This window comes from Natronospira sp., from assembly GCF_007134575.1.
Lineage (GTDB): Bacteria > Pseudomonadota > Gammaproteobacteria > Natronospirales > Natronospiraceae > Natronospira > Natronospira elongata.
On the sequence record NZ_SLKM01000250.1, the window covers coordinates 1 to 4,525 of the forward strand.

Sequence of the window (4,525 nt, forward strand, 5' to 3'; positions counted from 1 at the left end):
CCTGCAGGAAGCGATCCTGGCCGCCGCCTTCAGCACCCTGGTCCCCGGCGGCCGGCTGCTCTACACCACCTGTTCGGTGCTGGCGGCCGAGAATGCCGAGGTGATCGAGCGCTTCCTGGCCCGGGAGCCCGCTGCCGAGGTGGTGGCCATTCAGGTGCCCGGTGGCCAGCGTAGCGGCCCCGGCTGGCAGCGATTGCCCTCGGCCGCCGGCGGCGATGGCTTCTTCTATGCCGGTGTCCGCCGAGTCCCGGGCAAATAACCGGAGGTTTTTGTATTTTTCTTGCAACTATTCGAGATTTTTACCCTCAAATCGTGGTTCCTTGGTGTATTATTACCGCAACGCCCGGCGATGCCTGAGACCTCCATGGCCGACAGTTTCCCCAAAAGCCGCTTCCCGCTGCTGGCCAGCATTCTGCTGGGCCTGATGCTGCTGGCCTGGGCCCTGGTCCCGATCGCGGGCTCCATCAGTCTGGTCACCGGCTTTACCGAGGAAGTGGACGGCATCCACTATCTCAACGCCGATATCGAATACCGCCTCAGTGACGAAGCCCTGGATGCGCTCGATAATGGTCTGCCCTTGCGCCTGACGGTGGAGGTGGAAGTCCGTCGACCGCGGATGATGTGGACGGCCGCGACCGTGACCCGTTTCGAGCGGGTCCACGAAATCCAGTTTCAACCCCTGACCCGGCTTTATGTTGTCGAGAGTGAGCAGACCGGGCGGCGCCAGAGCTTTCAGAGCTATGCGGCCGCCATGGCCGAGCTCAGTCGCATCGAGGACCTGCCGGTGTTGGAGGAAAGCCGACTCGACCCGGATGCTCGCTATGAACTGCGGATGCGGGTAAAAATGGAGTTGCGTGAGCGACCGGATGGCGTTGGCTTCATTGCCCGTCTCTGGACCAATTCCAGCATCTCCAGTGGGTGGTATCAGTGGACCCTTCGTTCCTGAAAAAACTTGGCCTCAGCCTGCTGATCGCCTTTGGTCTGCTGCTGATGCTGGCTTCCCTGTGGATGCTGGCCGAGACCACCCAGCAGGCCACGGATTTCGATCGTCTCCATGATTGGCTGCTGGGCTTCAATGTCCTGGGTGTGGCCCTGCTGGTGGTCCTGCTGGGCTTCAATGTCACCCATCTGGCGGTGCAATATCGTGCCCGCCGGCCCGGTTCCCGGCTGACCGCGCGGCTGGTGGCGGTGTTCGCCGTGCTTGCCGTGGTGCCGGTGGTGCTGGTGTTCTACTTCTCCATGCAGTTCATCACCCGCGGTATCGATTCCTGGTTTGATATCCGTATCGAGTCGGCCCTGGAAGAGTCCCTGGCGCTGTCACGGGCGGCCCTGGAAAGCCGCATGCGGGAACATGAAGCCCGTACCGAGGAGGCCGCCCGCGAGCTGTCGGGGGCCAGGGCCACTGCCCTGCCTGGCCTGCTCGAGGATTTGCGCCGGGATCTGGAGGCCACCGAACTCACCATCTTCTCCAATGATGGCCAGATCATTGCCACCAGCGCCGACATCGGCCGCGGTCTGCTGCCCAGCCAGCCGCCCCGGGAACTGGTCTCCCAGGCCCGCCGTGGTGGCAGCCACACCGGGCTGGAATCACCGGAGGCGGAGGGCGAGGTCATCCATGTCCGCGCCCTGGTGGTGCTGCCGGAGCCCGAGCGGCTGGCGTCGCCCCGCATACTCCAGGCCCGTTTCCCGGTGCCGCCGCGACAGAGCGAACTGGCCGAAAGCGTGCAGACCGCCTGGCAGGAATACCGGGAGCTGGCTTTCTACCGCACCCCGATTCGGATCAGCTTTGCCCTGACCCTGTCGCTGGTGCTGCTGCTGAGTCTGCTCCTGGCCATTGTCGGTGCCTTCCATTTTGCCCGTCGCCTGGTTGCGCCGATTCAGGATCTGGCCGCCGGCACCCGGGCGGTGGCACGCGGTCAGCTGGATACCCGTCTGCCCCTGCGTGCCCATGACGAGGTGGGTTTCCTGGCCCTGTCCTTCAACGAAATGACCCGCCGCCTGGAAGAGGCGCGGGAGCAGGCGGCCCGCAGCCGGCGCGATGTCGAGGCGGAACGGGCCTACCTGGAAGCGGTCCTGGCCCGCCTGACGTCCGGGGTGATTGCCCTGGACGCCGGCCTCCGCCTGCGTGCCTCCAATGCCTCCGCCGAGAGCATTCTGGAAGCGGAACTGGCCGAAGGCGTGGGCAAACCCCTGCTGGATCTGTCCGAATCCTCCCCCCGGCTGAAGGTGCTGGCGGATCGCATAGCCGCCCATGTGCTCGACGGCGATTCGGAGTGGCATGAGGAGCTGGCGCTGCCGGGACGGACCCAGCGCCGCCTGCTGATCTGCCGCTGCAAGGCCCTGCCCTTTCCCGGCGAGAATGAGCCTGGCCATGTGATCGTCTTTGACGACATCACCACCCTGGTTCAGGCCCAGCGGGATGCTGCCTGGGGCGAAGTGGCCCGTCGCCTGGCCCATGAGATTCGCAATCCCCTGACCCCCATTCAGCTCGCCGCCGAGCGCATTCGCCACAAGTACCTGGACAAGGTGGAGGAACCCCGCACCCTGGATCGGGCCACCCACACCATTGTTCAGCAGGTGGATGCCCTCAAGGCCATGGTCAAGGCCTTTAGTGAGTACGCCCGCAGTCCGGAGCTGGAATTCAGCCAGCTCGACCTCAACCAGCTCGTTGTCGATGTGGCCGACCTCTATCGCGGTCTGCCGGGTGGTCCCCATGTGAAGTTGAACCTGGATGAGCAACTGCCGGCCGTTCGTGTCGATGCCGGGCGGATCCGCCAGGCCCTGCACAACCTGATTCGCAACGCCCAGGAGGCCAGCGAACACGATCGCGGTGCCACCATCTGGATCCACACCCGACCCATGCAGGCCCGGGGGTCGGAGACGGTGGAAGTGGTGGTGGAAGATGACGGGCCCGGCTTCGGCGATGACCTTGGCAACACCGTCTTCGAGCCCTATGTCACCACCAAGCCCAAGGGCACCGGGCTGGGCCTGGCCATCGTCAAGAAACTGGTGGAAGAGCATGGTGGCAGCATCCGCGCCGGCAACCGCGAGTCCGGCGGTGCCCGCATCGTCATGGAAATCCCCGTCAATGCCAGCACCGAACTGGCACCGACTGCCGGTTGATGCGGCAGTTTTTCCCATTCGCTGATAAAGTAGGCCCCTTCAAATTGCGCACAGTCCTGGAGGAAGCCGCATGACCGCAGCCCATATTCTGGTCGTGGATGATGAGTCCGACATCCGTGAGATGGTCCAGGATATTCTGGTGGACGAAGGTTACCGGGTCACCGTGGCCGCCAATGCCCAGGAAGCCCGTCGTGCCCACGATGCCGAGGAGCTGGATCTCATCCTGCTGGATATCTGGATGCCGGATGTGGACGGCATCACCCTGCTCAAGGAATGGACACGCAGCGGCGAACTGGACTGCCCCGTGGTGATCATGTCCGGTCATGGCACGGTGGATACCGCGGTGGAAGCCACCCGCCTGGGCGCCCAGGAGTTTCTGGAAAAGCCCCTGTCCATGGCCAAGCTCCTGCAGATCGTGGGCGAGGCCCTGGAATCCGGGCGCGAGGAAAGAGAGCGGCGCAAGGCGCGCTCCATCCTTTCGCCGCTGGTGGAGCCGGTGGGCAAGTCACCGCTGATGCGTGATGTCCGGGCCAAGGTCCAGAAGGTGGCGGCCGAGCCCTCCCCGGTGCTGCTGCTGGGCGAAGCCGGTACCGGTCGAGAGACCCTGGCGCGCTACCTGCACGCGGAAAGCCCTCGCTCCGATGGCCGATTCGTAAATGTCATCCTCAGCGGTCTGCGCAGTGATGAGGCCGAAGAACGCCTGTTCGGGCGCATGCAGGGAGGGCAGTTGGAACCGGGCTATCTGGAAAAGGCCCGGGGCGGCACCCTGTTCCTCAATGAACTCGCCGACATGACCCCCGAGGCCCAGCGTGTACTGATGGCAGCCTTGGAGGCGGGAAGTTACCGGCCGGTGGGCAGTGATCAGAGAGAGAAGCTCGATATCCGCCTGGTGGCCTCCGCTCAGGCCGGTATCAACCGTCTGGTGGAACAGGGCCGATTCCGTCAGGACCTGCTCAATCAGCTGGATGTTCTCCCCGTGCGGGTGCCACCCCTGCGCGAATACCGTGAAGACGTGCCCGATCTGATTCGCTATTACGTGGATGTGCTGGTGGATCAGGAAGGCCTGCCCTTCCGGCGCTTCTCGGTGGGTGCCCAGAATCGCCTGCGCAATTACCCCTGGCCGGGGAATATCCGCGAGCTCAAGAACATGGTCCACCGCTTCCTCGCCCTCTCCGATCGGGAGGAAGTGTCTCTGGAAGAAGTGGAACGGGAGCTGGATCGGGAAGAGGCCGAGCAACAGGCCGAGCCCCTGGTCAAGCAGGACCTGCTGGGCCTGACCCTGCGCGAGGCCCGGGAACGCTTCGAGCGCGCCTATCTGGAGCAGCAACTGGAGCTCTGCGGCGGCCGGGTGGGCAAGCTCGCCGAGCGCGTGGGCCTGGAACGCACCCACCTCTATCGCAAG

At 64.5% G+C, this 4,525-nt stretch carries 3 protein-coding genes and 1 pseudogene; all 4 read left to right on the forward strand.

The genetic code is table 11. The features are described 5' to 3' along the window. A pseudogene (locus ACJWXQ_RS09955) lies at nt 1-259 on the forward strand (16S rRNA (cytosine(967)-C(5))-methyltransferase RsmB); the annotation flags it as partial. 105 nt (nt 260-364) lie between these two features. Next, nucleotides 365-946: a DUF4390 domain-containing protein gene (locus ACJWXQ_RS09960; protein ID WP_346052298.1), complete on the forward strand. Its 582-nt coding sequence runs from the start codon at nt 365-367 to the stop codon at nt 944-946. Then, the gene (locus ACJWXQ_RS09965) at nt 928-3,123 is read left to right on the forward strand and encodes an ATP-binding protein (RefSeq protein ID WP_346052299.1); all 2,196 of its coding nucleotides are present in this window, start codon (nt 928-930) and stop codon (nt 3,121-3,123) included. Before ACJWXQ_RS09960 ends, ACJWXQ_RS09965 begins: the two co-directional genes overlap by 19 nt. 70 nt (nt 3,124-3,193) lie before the next feature. Beyond that, a partial coding sequence (locus ACJWXQ_RS09970; protein ID WP_406672738.1) for a sigma-54-dependent transcriptional regulator occupies nt 3,194-4,525 on the forward strand: 1,332 nt, incomplete at its 3' end.